The sequence below is a fragment of the Legionella yabuuchiae genome (assembly GCF_900640115.1).
GTDB classification, from domain to species: Bacteria; Pseudomonadota; Gammaproteobacteria; order Legionellales; family Legionellaceae; genus Legionella_A; species Legionella_A yabuuchiae.
On the sequence record NZ_CAAAIW010000003.1, the window covers coordinates 110,254 to 126,214 of the forward strand.

Sequence of the window (15,961 nt, forward strand, 5' to 3'; positions counted from 1 at the left end):
TCCTATACAATCAAAAGGAACATCATGAAGTTATGTACCATCGTCGGAGCAAGACCTCAGTTCATAAAAGCGGCTACCGTATCTAGAATTGTTAAATCAACATCAGATATAAAAGAAATTATTATCCACACAGGTCAGCACTATGATGCCAACATGTCAGAGCAGTTTTTCGAAGAACTGGATATTCCAAAGCCCTCTTATAATTTAAATATCGGCTCTGGTTTACATGGTAAGCAAACCGGGCTAATGCTTGCAGCCATCGAAGACGTTTTATTGAACGAAAAACCAGACTGGGTACTAGTCTATGGCGATACCAATTCCACATTAGCGGGCGCTCTGGCGGCCGCTAAGCTTCATATCCCCATTGCTCATGTCGAAGCGGGCTTACGATCATTTAATCGTAAAATGCCTGAAGAAATTAATCGCGTGACGACCGACCATCTAAGCACCCTTTTATTCCCACCCACTCAAAATGGATACCAACAGCTCATTAAAGAAGGGATAAGCGAAAAAGACATCTTTAATGTGGGAGATGTTATGTATGACGCAACGCTTTATTACAATGAATTTAACGCGAACCGAAAAACGATCGTTGATGACTTAGCGTTAAAACCCAAGTCTTATTGCCTGGCTACCATTCATCGTGCAGAAAATACAGATTGTCCCCAGCGATTAAATAACATCTGCACCGCACTCATTGAGTTAAGCACCGTCACAAACATTATAGTACCCTTACATCCAAGAACCCGCTCAGTCCTTGAGAAACAGGGATTATTGAAATCGCTCGTTGATCATATCCAACTGATTGAGCCAGTCGGTTATCTCGATATGCTGGCTTTAGAAGAGAACGCAGCGACCATTATTACCGATTCAGGAGGCGTCCAAAAAGAGGCTTATTTTAATCAAGTCCCATGCATTACATTACGGGATGAAACAGAGTGGGTGGAATTAATAGATGCCGGCTGGAATCGATTATGCTCACCCGATAAACCATTTTCCTTAATTGATTTCATCCCATTGGAAAACCCTTCAAGATTAAATTCCAGCGGACTATATGGGCATGGTAATGCAGCCGAGCGTATTATCAAACTTTTATGCTAAATAATTCATTTTCCGCCGATTACATTATCATTGGCGCAGGTATCATTGGATTAAGTCTGGCGCGTGAGTTAAGAGAGCGGCAACCACAAGCCAATATTGTTATTCTTGAAAAAGAAACAGAAATAGGTCTGCATGCCAGTGGCCGAAATAGTGGCGTATTGCACTCAGGGATCTATTATAAAGAAGGAAGTTTAAAAGCCCAACTGTGCTTGCAGGGCGCTAGAGCCATGTCTGCTTATTGCGAACGACATCAACTCCCCATTCATCGCACTGGGAAAATTATTGTGCCAAGCAAACCATCTGATGAGGGTATGTTACAAACCCTTTATCAACGCGCACAGCACAATGGTGCCAATGTTTCTTTGATAGATGCCCACGAACTTAGAAAAATTGAGCCTGAAGTCGCGGTAACTGGAAATCAAGTATTGTACTCTCCTGAAACGTCAGTTATTGATCCGAAAGCAATTCTTGCTCATCTATATCATCAATTACTTAAGAAAAAAGTCGTTTTTTATTTTAATCAGCCCTGTAGAAAAATTGATACGAACAGGAAAAAAGTATTTTCCAAAGATGCCGTAATTTCTTATGGTCATTTATTTAATACTTCAGGATTATATGCAGATATTATCGCAAAAGAATGTAGAATAGCTGAGCAATATACGATGATCCCTTTTAAAGGTATCTATTATGAATTGGCTGCGCACTCTCCTATTAAAGTTAATCACTTAGTTTATCCTGTTCCCGATATGAATGTGCCGTTTCTTGGCATTCATTTCACGCGCTCAATCTCAGGGAAAACTTATATTGGGCCCTCAGCCATTCCAGCGTTAGGACGGGAGCATTATATGGGCTTAAAAGGTATTAATGTTAAAGAAACCTTGGGAATATTTTCTCGTCTTGGCCAGCAGTATATATGCAATAATCAGGGGTTTCGTTTATATACGCATCAGGAAATAAAACACTTTATTAAAGCTGGATTTATATCCTCTGCACAACGACTAATTCCACGCATTCAACGAACAGATTTGATTAGAAGCCCAAAAGTTGGAATTAGACCGCAATTATTTGATAAACATAAAAAAGAATTGGTCATGGACTTTATGATTAAGAAAACGGAAAATGAAACGCATGTGCTTAATGCTGTATCGCCAGCCTTTACAAGCTCATTTAGCTTTGCCAAATTACTGATCGACAATTTTTTATGCAATCCAAGTCCCCAAGCTTTAGGTAAGGAGTTCATGTGAATTTAGAAGGTAAAAAAATTTTAGTGATTGGCGGCGCAGGGTTTATTGGTAGTTTCGTTATCCGTGAGTTATTAAAGACGAATGTTAAGCAGGTCGTTATTTTTGATAATTTTGCTCGAGGAAAGTTATCTAATATTGATGATTGTCTTAACGACGCTCGCTGTAGCCTCTTCCCATTTGGCGGTGATATCCGGGAAGTGGATGTCTTAGATAAAGCGGTCGAAGGCAAAGATTACGTATTCCATTTGGCTGCGATGTGGTTACTCCATTGTAAGGATTTCCCACGTACAGCCTTTGATGTGAATATCGCAGGAACTTTTAATGTATTGGAAGCCTGTGTTAAACACAAGGTAAAAAAGTTGATTTATTCATCCAGCGCGTCGGTATATGGCGATGCCGTGGAAGTTCCCATGCAAGAATCCCATCCTTTTAATAATAAAAACTTTTATGGGGCTACAAAAATCTCTGGCGAAGCCATGTGTACAGCGTTTCATGACCGTTATGGTTTGGAGGTTATTGGTTTACGTTATATGAATGTGTATGGACCAGGTCAGGATCAACACGCAGTGTATTCGGGTGTCATACCCATTATGTTAAACAAAATTGATAAGCATGAGGCCCCTGTGGTGAATGGCGATGGAAGTCAGGCTTATGATTTTGTTTATGTAGAAGATGTGGCTAAAGCTAATCTCTGTGCTCTTGTATCTCCTGTAGATTATGGATTCTATAACGTTGGCACGGGAGTACAAACCACAATAAGAGAACTATGTGATCTTATCTTGAATTTGAAGCACTCTGAAATGAAAGTGGAATATAAACCTTATGGCTCAGACGATGCTCGACAGCTGGTTAAAAATAGAATTGGATCAACCCAAAAAGCTCAGGAAGAACTTGGTTTTCAATATCATATTTCGTTAAAAGAAGGATTGAACAAATTAATTTATTGGCGGCAAACCGGTAAGTTTGAATTTGAATCAAGTTATTTATCCAGTGAATGTGTTTAAGACTAAGGAATCAATATGCAGTATATTCCGATCACCAAAGCCGTATTTGATGCTGAAGAGCAAGCAGAGATAATAAAACCATTACAAACAGGTTGGGTCGTTCAAGGACCCTATGTCAAACAATTCGAGCAAATGTTTGCGGAGTATACTCAATCCCCTTATGCAAAAGCGGTTAGTAATTGCACCACAGCCTTACATCTGGCCTTAGTAGCTTTAGGCATAGGGCCTGGTGATAAAGTGGTTGTTCCTTCTTTTACTTATGTAGCTTCTGCTAATGCAGTTGAATATACGGGTGCTGAGGTAGTCTTTTGTGACATTGATTTAAATACATTTAACATTGATTCCAAAAAACTGGCCGAGATTCTTGCCTCTGATCCAGAGGTTAAAGCCGTTATGCCTGTTAATCTCTTCGGATTATGTGCCGAACTAGATACAATTATGCAGCTGGCACAGCAATATGGCGTATATGTAGTCGAAGATTCAGCGTGTGGGTTTGACGCTTGGATTGGAAATAGACATTCTGGTACAGTAGGACATATTGGCTGTTTTTCATTTCATCCTAGAAAATCCATTACTACGGGTGAAGGGGGAATGTTAGTGACTCAAGATGAGGCAATTTATAATCTCGTCACCCAACTTTGCGACCATGGTGCTTCAAAATCGGATCTAGAACGTCATAAAGAAAAAGGGGGGTCTTTACTGCCTGATTTTACGCTTCGAGGCTACAATTATCGCATGACGGATTTTCAAGGTGCGCTCGGTGTTTGCCAAATGCGTAAATCCGAATCGATCATGAATGGTCGAAGAAATATTGCAAAACAGTATGATGAAGCCTTGAAGCAACTATCTGCCTTTAAATTACCCTCTGTAGCGGAGGGTTATACTCATGGGTATCAATCCTATGTGACTCTTTTTACCTTAGGAACCGATCTAACCAACTTAACGATTGAAACGATTGACTCCTTAAACATAAAACGTAATGAACTAATGAGAAAACTCGAAGAGAAAGGGATTGCAACTCGTCAGGGAACTCATGCTGTACATACCTTGGGTTATTATGCAGAGCGTTATCAACTGCAAAATAGCGATTACTTGCAAGCTTATGCTGCAGACCGATTAAGTATCGCATTGCCTCTTTATGCACAAATGACAAAAGATGAATTCGATTATGTAATAGAACATCTTCATGGAGCATTAATGTGTGTGGTATAACCGGCATCATTTCGCTTTCAGGGGAAAGTATTCATCCTGAACGATTAAAGTCAATGTGTGACGCCATACAACATCGTGGCCCAGATGGTGCGGGCTACCTCCTAGCACAAACAGGAAATCATCATCCACGTTCACAACAGTATTTTCAAGCGTTCACTGAAAAAAAGTATGCCCATGAAATGAGTTTGGTTCCATGTATTGATGATGATCAATCAAAACATTATCTTCACCTGCATCGCTGGGATTTATTTTTTGGCCATCGAAGATTGGCAATATTAGATCTATCCTCCTCAGGGTTTCAGCCTATTTCCGATATTTCAAAGAGAGTTTGGGTAACTTACAATGGTGAAATTTATAATTTCAAAGAAATAAGACAAGAGCTATTATTATTAGGCTATGAATTTTATTCTGAAACGGACTCTGAAGTATTGGTTAATGCCTATATAGAATGGGGAATAGAGGCTGTTTTTAAATTTAATGGGATGTTTGCTTTTGCGTTATGGGATAAAACCTTTAATAAGGTTTTTTTAGTTCGAGACCGTTATGGTATAAAACCGCTTTATTATTATAGAACTCGTTCCAATCAAATTATTTTTGGGAGTGAAGTAAAGGCTATTTTAGCTTATTTAGAAGAAAAACCAACGTTGGATCACGAAGGTTTGCTCGAATACTTTACTTTCCAGAATTTTTTTACTGACAAGACTTTATTTCATGACATTCATTTACTTCCGGCAGGCAATTATCTTGAAATCAGCTTGAAACAAGATACTGAAGTTATCCAAAAACAATATTGGGATTTTGATTTTAGTGAATCAACTGAAATCAAACGAGAAGAAGAGTATATAGAAGAATTAACCTTTTTATTCGAACGAGCAGTAACTCGTCAACTGGTTAGTGATGTTGAAATTGGAACCTTTTTAAGCGGCGGAATGGATAGCGGCTCTATTACTGCCGTGGCAGCAAAACACTTACCTTATATTAAGACATTCACTATCGGATTTGATTTAAATAATGCTTCAGGCTTGGAGCTTGGCTATGATGAGCGAGTCAAATCCGAGTTACTTTCATATCTTTACAAAACTGAACAGTATGAAATGGTGTTGAAACCAGGAGATATGGAACGCTGTTTATCTAATTTTTCATGGCATCTTGAAGAACCACGAGTAGGACAGAGTTACCCCAACTATTATGCCGCAAAGCTTGCTGGTAAATTTGTGAAAGTGGTCTTATCAGGCGCGGGAGGGGATGAATTATTTGGCGGCTACCCTTGGCGTTATTACCGAGCCGTTAAAAATGATAATTTTAACGATTATATTGATAAATATTATCAATTTTGGCAACGATTAGTCTCTACGGATGAAATTAAGAATTTATTTTCTCCCATTTGGTGTAACGTTTCACACGTTAAGACTCGTGATATTTTTGAATCTGTATTTAAGCAACCTTTAGAAAAACTCTGTTCACCCCAAGACAGCATAAATCATTCTTTGTACTTTGAAGCTAAGACGTTCTTACATGGCTTGCTTGTTGTCGAAGATAAGCTATCGATGGCGCACTCTCAAGAAACTAGGGTGCCGTTTTTAGATAATGATTTAGTGGATTTCTCTCAAAAAATACCTGTGAATTTGAAGTTAAATCAACTGCATAATATTTTGCGGGTAGATGAAAACTCAATCGGGGATAAAGGTAGTAACTATTATCAAAAAACAAATGATGGCAAATTGATTTTACGTCGAGCGTTGCAAAAATTTATGCCGGAAGAATATACGGAAGCTATTAAGCAAGGATTTTCCGCACCAGATAACTCTTGGTTCAAAGGTGATAGCAATAATTTTGTTAGGCGTACTCTATTATCTCAAGACGCATGCCTCCATCGTTATTTAGATAAAAATGTAATAGAACAAAAAATGTATGATCATTTATCCGGTCGGAAAAATAACCGCTTGCTATTATGGTCACTGATTAACTTCGAATTTTTCTTAAAGCAATTTATTGAGTAAATATGAATTTTATATTTCTAGGTTGTACAAATTTTAGCAAAGAAATTTTAATTAATTTAATTGAAAATAATTATATTCCTAAAGTGGTTTTCACAATTCCAGAACATTTTGCAATATCTTATGCTAAAGGCAAAAAAGTAAAAAATTATAATTATGCAAACCTTGAAACATTATGCTTGGAGCATGGTATTCCTATCGAAAAAATTGAAAGTGGGAAGAATCCCATTGAACGATATGCCGACGTTCTTGAACAACTTAGTCTAGATTTTATTTTGGTGATGGGTTGGTATTATATGGTGCCAAAAGAAATAAGAAATAAAGCAAAGACTGGGGCGTGGGGTATACACGCCTCGTTACTTCCTAACTATGCCGGCGGTGCTCCTTTGGTATGGGCCATAATCAACGGAGAAAAAGAAACGGGTGTAACTTTATTTCGATTAGACTCAGGCGTTGATGATGGTGATATCATAGATCAACGAAAAATTATTATTAAAAATGAGGATTCAATAAAAGATGTGTACGATAAAGCAATTTCAGTATCAAAGACTTTATTAATTGATATTCTTTCTCGTTATCCAAATATTACTTTTTCGCCACAAGTAAAAGAAAATATAAAAATATTTCCGCAGAGAAGCCCTGAGGATGGAGAAATTAATTTGAACATGCCGGCTATGGATCTATATAATTTCATTCGCGCTCAATCCGCTCCTTATCCCGGAGCATTTATAAGAACTATTGATGGGAAAAAGTTAATAATAGAAAAAGCGCGCGTAGAATAAATTAATTTTATTCGCAGATGTCAGCAGCCTCGCCACTAAAAAAAAGTAATAGCGTTGTGTTGGATCAAAAAAAATACCTGGCTGCTCTAAGCAAATTGCACCTAGTAACCATTTGTTCTTTCTAGATCTAACATTTAAATTTCGGAAAATTTTGTAAAAGGAAAAATAATGAGTGACGTCGCAAAGAAGAAAGTCGATACAGAACTACAAATTTCAGATAATGTACCGGAGTGGTTTAAATGTTTATGTGGCATCCCTAATCCATCTTTAAATAAAATTAAAAAAATTATGGGCTTTCCTTGCTCATATGATAATGGGGTATGGAGACTTTTGGATAACTATTCAACTGAGCAAGAGCAGACAAAAGAGTCTTTTGGATACAAATGGTCAAAAAAAGATACATTCGAGTCTGAAGCAATGCTATCACGTATGAAGCAATGGTTAATCGAACGTTATGGTGATATTTCTCAATTGCTAAATCAATTTAAAAACAAGCCAATTTTACTTGATGCCGGTTGCGGTGCGGGGATGTCTACTATTGAACTATGGAAGGAACATGCTGATAAAATTCGATATTTAGGAGTGGACGTTTCTTCTGCAATCGATATATGTAAAGAACGGGTCCTAAAACATAATTTTTCAGATTCAGCATTTATACAAGGGAATATTACCCAGCTTCCTTTACCTCCAATGTCAGTTGATATTATTTTTTCAGAAGGAGTGATGCATCATACTGATGATACTCATAGCACATTTAAGGCTTTATCGGAATATTTAAAACCAAATGGCTTTTTTATGTTTTATATTTACCATAAAAAAGGCCCTATTCGCGAGTTTGTTGATGATTATATACGAGAAAAAATGCAAGCCATGACCCCCAGTGAGGCTTGGAATGCAATGAGACCGCTTTCAAAACTGGGTAAACTACTCGGCGAGTTAGATATTAATATTCATATCCCAGAAAAAATCGATTTGTTAGATATACCCGCTGGTGAAATTAATCTCCAACGATTTTTTTATTGGCATATTTTTAAATCATATTATCATCCAGACCTTGATCTCGAGGAAATGAATCATATAAATTATGATTGGTATGCTCCAAGTAATGCTCATCGACATACATTTGAAGAAGTCGAAGGATGGTGTGATCAGGCTTCTTTAGAAATTATCCGACATGTTGTTGAACCGGCCGGAATTACAGTTATCGCTCAGAGAAAACAATAGACTATTAAAAATAGGAATTTATGAATCATTATATAGCGAATGAATTTACAATTTTTGAATATGAGCGGCTATTACAATTAGCGCTTAATAATTTTACTTTTAAAAAGTATCATGAAATTTATCATAATGAATATTTTATTGTATGGCGACATGATGTTGATATGTCCTTAGAGCAAGCTTTAAAAATCGCTAAAATTGAGAATAATCATAAAGTATCCTCCACCTATTTTATTCATTTACACAATGATTTTTATAATGCATTAGATTTCAGTTCCTATAGCTTAATTAAGCAAATAATTGCGTATGGTCACACCATTGGTTTACATTTTGATTTATCCTATTACAATATCAATACTTTACCCAAACTAAATTATTGGCTTCAATTTGAAAAAAATTTATTAGAAAGCCTATTTGAGCAGGAGGTCAGCGTATTTTCTTTTCATAATCCTAATGAAATTGCCATGAATTTTAATGAGGAAATTTATGCAGGGATGATTAATACCTATTCTGATTATTTTAAAAATAAAATTCATTATTGTTCCGATTCAAACGGTTTTTGGCGTTATAAAAAATTAATTGATATATTAAATGACCAAAACATTAAGCAACTTCAGGTTTTAACTCATCCCGAATGGTGGACTGAGAAAGCTTTAAATCCTAGAGAAAAAGTTATAAAATATGCCGACCAACGAAAAAAAATAATTATTAGCAATTATGATAAAACATTAGAAATTGCTGGTCGCGTAAATATTGGCTGAACCATATAATGAAAAGTTTAATAAGATTATTTAAAAAAAAGCGTCGAAGCGTCGTTTTTTATCGGCATAGTTACTATCATTTTTATTATTTAGCCCAAGCATTGCGAAAGAGGGGTTGGGACGCGATTGTTGTAAATTTGGAGCCGACAACTGGAATTAATGCAAATTATTATCATGGTGAAGATTTAAACTTATATGATGAAAATCCCCAAATATTTCAGAAAAATATAAAAAGGTTTTTTAAAGTTGCAAAATCTAGATTTAAATTAATGCATTTTGCTGGCGATGATCTTCTAAGCTTTTATCCTGAAAATATCAATTATGAAGATCCGCCGGATATTATCATGTGGAAACAGCAAAATAATAAAATTGCATATACAATAAGTGGCTGCAATAGTGGTACTTCTCAAACTATGGTTGGCCAATGGTCGATAGCTGATAATGCGCTTAATGTATGTGATCGCTGTGTTTGGCAAGATAATAATGAAGTTTGTAATGATCAAAAAAATTTAAACTGGGGGGGGAAAATACATAAATATTGCGATTTAATTTTTTCGGAAACCCTTCCAGCATTAGACCATATGAAGTCTAATGAAAAAATTATACGCGAACCAATCACTATGTGTCTTGATCCAAAATTTTGGGCACTTGATTTGGAAATACCCCCGGAGCATGTCATTCCAAAGCAAAAGGAAGAGATCTTAATCTATCATGCAGTAGGTAATTATAATATTAGAAACACAGAAACTCGCAACATTAAGGGTACCCCTTTTGTAGTTGGAGCAGTAGAGCGACTTCAAGAGGAAGGTTATAAGGTTAAGTTAATATTCATAACAGATAAGCCTAACAAAGTGGTACGCTTTTATCAGGCCCAAGCGGATATCATTGTTGACCAGTTAAATTATGGTCGCTATGGGGCCAATGCTCGTGAAGGAATGATGCTTGGAAAACCGGTTATCTGCTATATCAATAAGTTTGAGTTTGATGAGAAAGATAAATTGGAATGCTTGAATGAATGTCCTTTAATATCAGCTACCGAGCTTACTGTATACGATAATTTAAAAAAACTTATTCTTGATGCGGATTTAAGAAAATCAATTGGTGAACAAAGCAGAAAATATGCAGTAAAATGGCATTCGGCCGACGCGTGTGCAGAACGTTATGAAAAAATTTATGATACATTATTCTCGTAATCAACCGATTCATTGATAACTGCCATAATTTTTAAATCAATAAATTTATCATTAATATAAGCGGCTTTTCTTAATGTCCCTTCCGCTATGAATCCACATTTTTCATAGGCTTTAATAGCGCGAATATTGTCGGCAAAAACATACAAATAAATTCGTTTTAACTGTATTTTTGTGAAGCCATAACTAACGAGCAAATCAATGGCTTCACTACCCAATCCTTGGTTTTGGTACTCCATTTCTCCAATTCGAATTTGTAGCTCAGCATTTTTGTGCTGCCGGCTAATACTCCTCAAAGAGCAACTACCAATTAGCTGGCCGGTTTGGTTGGAAATAATAGAGAAAATTACTGTACTTTCATTGTTTCGAATATCATTAAACCATTTTTGATGATCCGATCGTGAAACGGGTTTGTAGTTAGCATTATAAAGGACTAATTCCTTATTATTTATCCAATTGAAGTATTGTTCCGAATCCTCATCTATAACGGGACGCAGAGTAATCAATTTCCCATGCATTCGTGATAATCCATAAATGTTCATTAATGAAGGAACCCCAGTACAGAGTTATAAAGAAAGTTAAGTTTCTCTTAAAATAACTCCCCCAAATAATAGTTTGGGTTGATATCTTATGCTAATATTTCGCCTAATCATAAAACAAAAATAAAGTTCTGCAAGGTTTTATTGCATGATGAAAGGCGTTGAACAAGAAAAAGCACTGTTTTGTCAGGAATTATCTAAGGAGTTTTATATTCTTGATGAAAACCTGAATTGGCGTATTGTTTTTCGTGATAAATTAGGGCATTTAGAAACTTTTTCGGCGTTAAAAAATATTAATTTAAGTGTTCCTAAAGGTAAATTTATAGGCATTGTTGGACGTAATGGCGCCGGTAAAAGCACCTTATTAAGAATCCTTGGCGGAGTTTATTTACCATCACAAGGGATTGTCAAAGCCAATGGAGAAATCAGTGGTCTTTTTGAAATGGGGGGCATGGGAAATAATCGCTTAACTGGATTTGGTTATGCCGACCGATATTTATCTGTTTATGGTGTCAATAAGACAAAACGTCGGGATTTGATTCATAATATTCAGAGCTTTTCGGAATTAGGAGATGATTTTTACAAGCCTATCTATACTTATTCATCGGGCATGTCTGCGCGATTATTTTTTGCTACGGCGACCGAGTTGCAACATAAGATCTATTTGGTTGATGAACTGCTCTCAGTAGGTGATGAACACTTCCAGGCCAAATGCTGGAAACGGTTACGCGAGCGATTTTCCAATGGTGCCTCGGGGATTTTAGTGACTCATGATTGGGCTGCCGTGCTTAAACTCTGCGAAACGTCCTATATTTTAGATAAGGGTCGTATCATGGCTCATGGAAGTTCAGAAAATATAGTTCAACAGTACCTGAATCTGCCGAAACCTTCGAAAGAATATGCTGAAATTATACTTGATTCCAGTGGGTATACCTTTGAAAGTGGTAAAGACTGCTTAATAAAATTCGACATTTTGTTAAAAAAATCTATTCCTATAGCCGTTAGTTACTCAATTGATCTCTTTCGCCCAGGGTATGGTTGGGAGTTAATTCTATTAAATGAGGATTTTGTTCCTCTTTCAGCGACAGTGGGTAACAATAATTGCCAAATTAATATCAAAAAGCTACCGCTTGTTGCCGGTAATTACTATTTAAATTTATTTATCAAATCCTTAGATCCTAAGTTTGATTCTGCAAAACTTGAAGGACGAAGTTGGACTTATGGAAATGGAATAAAATTAACTGTAATAGGTACTGAAGTAGATGCGGCTACCGTTTTACCCTGGAAATATGAAATTGGAATGAAAGATGAAGTTGCAGCCTAGAATAGAGGTCACACAATTATCTAAGGTATATTTTAAACACTTTAGCGATACAATTTACCAAAAAACCTTTAATAAAAGCACCCTAACAGATGAGGATAAGCTGGTTCTTGATTGTCTAAATTTTGAGATTAATTCTGGTGAAACGATTGGCATTATTGGTCGTAATGGTGCTGGCAAATCAACCTTATTATCTATTCTTGCAGGGGTATCCAAAGAAACCTACGGAAAGGTAAATATTTGCGGTAAAGTTACCGCGATTATGACGCTTGGTCTTGGGTTACGTGAGGATTTATCCGGACGTGAAAATATTTATCTTGATGGGCAAATTCAAGGTAAGACGAGAGAGGAAGTGAACCGGATTATTGATGAGATCATAGCGTTTGCAGAGTTAGATGATTTTATAGATAAGCCAATCAAAACTTATTCCACTGGAATGAAATCTAGGCTTGCCTTTTCCATGCTCGTTGGAATTGAACCGGAAATATTGATTATTGATGAAGCGCTCTCAGCAGGAGACGCTTTTTTTGCCAATAAAGCTTCTAATAAAATTAAAGAAATATGTCAACGAGGAAAAATCGTTATTCTAGTTTCTCATTCGATGGCAACCATTGAGGCAATGTGTAATCGGTGTCTTTGGCTGGAAAAAGGCTCCATTATAATGGATGGTGAGCCGGTTAAAGTCACAAAAAGTTACCTAAAAAAAATACGTGAAGAAGATCAACTCCAGGCGTTAGAAGAATCTCAGAAAACGGTTGCAATCATTCAACCTCATGCACGATATAAAATAGCTCACGTTTCGATGAAGATAGCTGGCAGCGATTATGATCAAACTGTTTTTTATACCAAAGATAATTTCATTGTTACGATCTTAATTGAACAAATTAACTCCGGAAATGCCCATCTTAACTTTTATATTGAGCGAATGGATGGGTTAAAAGTATCACAAGAACAATGCGAGCTCACAAGACCAAATGTTTCCCATTCATCGCCTTTAGAGATTAAGTTTTCATTGGATTCGTTGACGCTTAACAAAGGGTACTATCAAGTAAAATTGGAGTTAGTCGAAAACAGGGAAATAACGAATTACTATACCAGGTATTTTGAAGTTAAAAATGACCATATGGCTAAAGGTGGTATGTCATTACTGCATTATCCAGCTGAAATAAAATTACTCAATGAGGAAATCAACCTATGTTCGGATTCGAGAAAACTGACTACCGAATGATCTTCAATTTTTTTAAAATTAATCTTAAAGACCGCTATATGGCCTCCGCTTTAGGAGGAGTATGGGCTATTTTAAACCCTATTATTATGCTCGGTATTTTTACATTTATTTTTGGGTTTGTTTATCGTGCAAAATTACCAGGGGCCAGCACGACTCTTTCTTACGTGATTTGGTTAATAAGCGGTTATGGCCCGTGGCTTGCGATCAGTGAGGGAATATTGAATTCCTCCAATTCCGTAATCGCTAATTCGGGTGTAGTGAAAAACATGGCGTTTAAAACGGAAATATTACCCGTTTCATCGGTTTTGGTTTCCATTGTCCCTTTGCTTGTAAGTTTGTGTTTTTTAAGTATTATCATGTTCTTTGATCATAATGCTCCAACTTGGCAGGCAATAATGATTCTTCCTGTTATAGCTATTATGTATTTATTTATGTTTGGGCTCGGATTTTTTCTTTCAGCCGTTTCTGTTTTTTTAAGGGACTTACCGATTGTATTACCAAACTTACTAATGATGATATTGTTCGTTTCTCCTATTTTTTATACCTTAGAATCTATGCCTAGACCCATACAAATTGCTTCAATCGCCAATCCATTTTACATATTAACCGAAGGGTTTAGACAACCTTTGGTTTATCATGCTATCCCTCCTGGCTTATTATGGGGCCTTTTATATGTTCTATTATTGGCAATACTTCTTTACTCAGTAGGTTTATATCGTTTTAGAAAAGTCAAAGGATATTTCACTTCATTTATTTAATTAGCTAAAGAGCCATTATGACAATTTGTGCAATCCACCAACCTAACTTTTTTCCTTGGTGTGGCTATTTTGACAAGATAAAGCGTGCGGATGTTTTTATTTTTTTAGATGAAGTGGCTTATCCTAAAAGCGGTAGTGGGGCGGGTTCATGGTGTAATCGAGTAAAATTATTAAATTCAGGTAAACCCACCTGGTATGGCTTACCCATCCAGAGAGAAAGTGGTGTTCAACTAATTAACACGATAACGTTTACTAATAAAGAATACCATCTGAAAAAAATAGTCAAGACTCTAGAGCATAATTATAAGAAAGCAAAATATTACCAAGAAACTTATCCATTGATAGAATCCTTGCTTCATTATCCTGCTGCTAATTTAGCCGAATATAATATCCATGCGATCACTCAATTAGCCAGTTTTTTGGGATTAAAAACCCAGTTTGTAAGACAATCTGAGCTTTCACACAGTAATTGTTCAACTGAATTATTGATTGAACTTGTAAAACAGGTTAAAGCGGATACGTATTTATCTGGAAATGGCAGTATGGGTTATCTGCAAGAGGCCCTTTTGGGGCAAGCGGGAATCAAGCTAATTTATCAAGATGCGGAGCCAGTGAAAAACTTTATTAACATCACGTCTGATGAAGAACAATCATTCTCAATATTGCATCTTTTGATGATGCATTATGGAGATTTTTTGTAGACTTAGAGCATCTTCTAGTATGAATAAGGAATTAAGTCATGGAGTCAAAAGTAGCTCAACAAACTATTGATAAAAAAAATGAATCGTTTTGGAATGAGCTTTGTGGTACGCAACTGGCAAAAGAATTAGGTGTAGTAGATTCAAGTCAGGAAAGTTTAGCCAAATTTGATAAGTTTTATATGGATTATTATCCGTACTTAGAAAGCTATCTTTTTCTAAATGAGGTCAAAGATAAAAATGTACTGGAAGTTGGCTTAGGTTATGGCACTATAAGCCAAAAATTAGCAATGGCAGGAGCAAATTATCATGGTCTTGATATCGCATCTAATGCCGTAGCGATGGCAACTCATCGCTTAAAACAACATGATCTTCAAGGAGATGTTCGTACAGGAAGTATGTTAGAGTGCCCATTTCATGACAATTATTTTGATTATGTGATTTCCATAGGTTGTTTCCATCATACTGGAGATTTTCAAAAGTGTATTGGTCAGACTTATCGAGTTTTAAAAAAAGGTGGGAAAGCCACGATCATGGTATATAACAAGTTTTCATTGCGACAATGGATGAATTGGCCTAGTTTTACAGCAAAAAACCTATTATTACAGATGATTGATAAATCGAATGTTGCATCAACTCAACAACAACGTGGAGCGTATGACGTCTCATCAACAAACGAGAGCGCGCCAGAAACAAAGTTTTTCTCCAAAAGTGAGATAAAAAAGGTTTGCAAAGAATTTAAAATACAGAAGATTACGCCTGAAAATTTCGATGAAAATGTTCAGTTTAATTTCGGGAAATATTTATCTTACCGGTTTGATAAACGTATAGAATGTTTAGATGGATTTTGGGCTCGCCATTTTGGTTTGGACCTATATATACAATTAGAAAAATGAGCCTTGCTT

General features: G+C 36.2%; 15 protein-coding genes. 14 read left to right on the forward strand and 1 reads right to left on the reverse strand.

Annotated features, from left to right (window positions below; translation table 11 throughout):
* The first annotated feature begins 24 nt into the window (after window positions 1-24).
* The 9 genes from wecB to E1O47_RS02020 all read left to right on the forward strand — a co-directional run bounded on the left by wecB (window position 25) and on the right by E1O47_RS02020 (window position 10,515).
* On the forward strand, window positions 25-1,101 hold the full coding sequence (wecB, locus tag E1O47_RS01980; protein ID WP_133129590.1) for a non-hydrolyzing UDP-N-acetylglucosamine 2-epimerase: 1,077 nt from the start codon (window positions 25-27) through the stop codon (window positions 1,099-1,101).
* Window positions 1,095-2,345, forward strand: coding sequence for an L-2-hydroxyglutarate oxidase (gene lhgO, locus E1O47_RS01985; RefSeq protein ID WP_133129591.1), 1,251 nt, complete (start codon window positions 1,095-1,097; stop codon window positions 2,343-2,345). Before wecB ends, lhgO begins: the two co-directional genes overlap by 7 nt.
* Entirely contained in the window at window positions 2,342-3,349 is a 1,008-nt protein-coding gene (locus tag E1O47_RS01990; RefSeq protein ID WP_133129592.1) for an NAD-dependent epimerase/dehydratase family protein, read from the forward strand. Before lhgO ends, E1O47_RS01990 begins: the two co-directional genes overlap by 4 nt.
* Before the next feature lie 15 nt (window positions 3,350-3,364).
* A complete protein-coding gene (locus tag E1O47_RS01995; protein WP_133129593.1) occupies window positions 3,365-4,561 on the forward strand; it encodes a DegT/DnrJ/EryC1/StrS family aminotransferase in 1,197 nt (398 codons plus the stop codon).
* The gene (asnB, locus tag E1O47_RS02000) at window positions 4,549-6,561 is read left to right on the forward strand and encodes an asparagine synthase (glutamine-hydrolyzing) (protein ID WP_133129594.1); all 2,013 of its coding nucleotides are present in this window, start codon (window positions 4,549-4,551) and stop codon (window positions 6,559-6,561) included. The genes E1O47_RS01995 and asnB overlap by 13 nt, the downstream gene beginning before the upstream one ends.
* A gap of 2 nt (window positions 6,562-6,563) precedes the next feature.
* Window positions 6,564-7,340 (forward strand): methionyl-tRNA formyltransferase, encoded by a 777-nt coding sequence (locus tag E1O47_RS02005; RefSeq protein ID WP_133129595.1) that lies wholly within the window; start codon window positions 6,564-6,566, stop codon window positions 7,338-7,340.
* Window positions 7,341-7,508: 168 nt separating this feature from the next.
* Entirely contained in the window at window positions 7,509-8,564 is a 1,056-nt protein-coding gene (locus E1O47_RS02010; protein ID WP_242601964.1) for a class I SAM-dependent methyltransferase, read from the forward strand.
* Window positions 8,565-8,584: 20 nt separating this feature from the next.
* Window positions 8,585-9,322 (forward strand): polysaccharide deacetylase family protein, encoded by a 738-nt coding sequence (locus E1O47_RS02015; protein WP_133129596.1) that lies wholly within the window; start codon window positions 8,585-8,587, stop codon window positions 9,320-9,322.
* Window positions 9,323-9,330: 8 nt separating this feature from the next.
* On the forward strand, window positions 9,331-10,515 hold the full coding sequence (locus E1O47_RS02020) for a glycosyltransferase (protein ID WP_133129597.1): 1,185 nt from the start codon (window positions 9,331-9,333) through the stop codon (window positions 10,513-10,515).
* Here the strand turns inward: E1O47_RS02020 and E1O47_RS02025 are convergent.
* Entirely contained in the window at window positions 10,494-11,030 is a 537-nt protein-coding gene (locus E1O47_RS02025) for a GNAT family N-acetyltransferase (protein ID WP_165475021.1), read from the reverse strand. The two genes, E1O47_RS02020 and E1O47_RS02025, sit on opposite strands and share 22 nt — an antisense overlap.
* Window positions 11,031-11,199: 169 nt before the next feature.
* On the opposite strand from E1O47_RS02025, the gene E1O47_RS02030 reads away from it, so the two are divergent.
* Genes E1O47_RS02030 through E1O47_RS02050 form a run of 5 tightly spaced genes read left to right on the forward strand, consistent with a single transcriptional unit; the run spans window position 11,200 to window position 15,952 of the window.
* Entirely contained in the window at window positions 11,200-12,375 is a 1,176-nt protein-coding gene (locus E1O47_RS02030; RefSeq protein WP_133129599.1) for an ABC transporter ATP-binding protein, read from the forward strand.
* A complete protein-coding gene (locus E1O47_RS02035; RefSeq protein ID WP_133129600.1) occupies window positions 12,359-13,600 on the forward strand; it encodes an ABC transporter ATP-binding protein in 1,242 nt (413 codons plus the stop codon). Before E1O47_RS02030 ends, E1O47_RS02035 begins: the two co-directional genes overlap by 17 nt.
* Window positions 13,597-14,358: an ABC transporter permease gene (locus E1O47_RS02040; protein ID WP_278025353.1), complete on the forward strand. Its 762-nt coding sequence runs from the start codon at window positions 13,597-13,599 to the stop codon at window positions 14,356-14,358. The genes E1O47_RS02035 and E1O47_RS02040 overlap by 4 nt, the downstream gene beginning before the upstream one ends.
* Window positions 14,359-14,375: 17 nt before the next feature.
* Window positions 14,376-15,059 carry a WbqC family protein gene (locus tag E1O47_RS02045; protein ID WP_133129602.1) on the forward strand — a complete coding sequence of 228 codons (684 nt, stop codon included), beginning with the start codon at window positions 14,376-14,378 and terminating at the stop codon, window positions 15,057-15,059.
* Window positions 15,060-15,097: 38 nt separating this feature from the next.
* Window positions 15,098-15,952, forward strand: coding sequence for a class I SAM-dependent methyltransferase (locus E1O47_RS02050; RefSeq protein ID WP_133129603.1), 855 nt, complete (start codon window positions 15,098-15,100; stop codon window positions 15,950-15,952).
* Window positions 15,953-15,961 lie beyond the last annotated feature (9 nt).

Coding starts and splice junctions, on each gene's coding strand:
- E1O47_RS02050 (WP_133129603.1), top strand. CDS start 15,098: ATGGAGTCAAAAGTAGCTCAACAAACTATTGATAAAAAAAATGAATCG.
- E1O47_RS02010 (WP_242601964.1), top strand. CDS start 7,509: ATGAGTGACGTCGCAAAGAAGAAAGTCGATACAGAACTACAAATTTCA.
- lhgO (WP_133129591.1), top strand. CDS start 1,095: ATGCTAAATAATTCATTTTCCGCCGATTACATTATCATTGGCGCAGGT.
- E1O47_RS01995 (WP_133129593.1), top strand. CDS start 3,365: ATGCAGTATATTCCGATCACCAAAGCCGTATTTGATGCTGAAGAGCAA.
- wecB (WP_133129590.1), top strand. CDS start 25: ATGAAGTTATGTACCATCGTCGGAGCAAGACCTCAGTTCATAAAAGCG.
- E1O47_RS02015 (WP_133129596.1), top strand. CDS start 8,585: ATGAATCATTATATAGCGAATGAATTTACAATTTTTGAATATGAGCGG.
- E1O47_RS02030 (WP_133129599.1), top strand. CDS start 11,200: ATGATGAAAGGCGTTGAACAAGAAAAAGCACTGTTTTGTCAGGAATTA.
- E1O47_RS02040 (WP_278025353.1), top strand. CDS start 13,597: ATGATCTTCAATTTTTTTAAAATTAATCTTAAAGACCGCTATATGGCC.
- E1O47_RS02005 (WP_133129595.1), top strand. CDS start 6,564: ATGAATTTTATATTTCTAGGTTGTACAAATTTTAGCAAAGAAATTTTA.
- E1O47_RS02035 (WP_133129600.1), top strand. CDS start 12,359: ATGAAGTTGCAGCCTAGAATAGAGGTCACACAATTATCTAAGGTATAT.
- E1O47_RS02045 (WP_133129602.1), top strand. CDS start 14,376: ATGACAATTTGTGCAATCCACCAACCTAACTTTTTTCCTTGGTGTGGC.
- E1O47_RS02020 (WP_133129597.1), top strand. CDS start 9,331: ATGAAAAGTTTAATAAGATTATTTAAAAAAAAGCGTCGAAGCGTCGTT.
- E1O47_RS02025 (WP_165475021.1), bottom strand. CDS start 11,030: ATGCATGGGAAATTGATTACTCTGCGTCCCGTTATAGATGAGGATTCG.